The sequence below is a fragment of the Salmonella sp. SAL4457 genome (assembly GCF_046548235.1).
Classification (GTDB): domain Bacteria; phylum Pseudomonadota; class Gammaproteobacteria; order Enterobacterales; family Enterobacteriaceae; genus Salmonella; species Salmonella enterica.
Window position 1 is genome coordinate 1 of sequence record NZ_JBGDZO010000694.1, and the last position, 262, is coordinate 262.

Genomic DNA, 262 nt, shown 5'->3' on the forward strand with positions numbered 1-262 from the left:
GCTCTACCTGCGCATGGTCAGCGAGGAAAACTTCCGCCCGCAGCTGAACATCTACAGCCCCCTGGAGATCCGCCAGAACGAGGCCCGCGAAGTACTGTTCAAGCTCAAGGAGCTGATGCGCCTGTACTTCGATTTCCGCGCCACCAAACAGCCCTCCGGCGCCGAGGCGCTGGGCCTGATGAGCTACTCGCTGCGCGAGCAGTCGATCCTGTTCACCCTCACCGTCGAATTCTGGATGACCCTGTCCCAGGCCGAGCAGCGC

At 62.6% G+C, this 262-nt stretch carries 1 protein-coding gene; it reads left to right on the forward strand.

Going from position 1 to position 262, the window contains the following annotated elements:
- Positions 1-262: hypothetical protein (locus ACLJNW_RS25950; protein WP_410961475.1), on the forward strand; the 262-nt coding region annotated here is incomplete at both ends.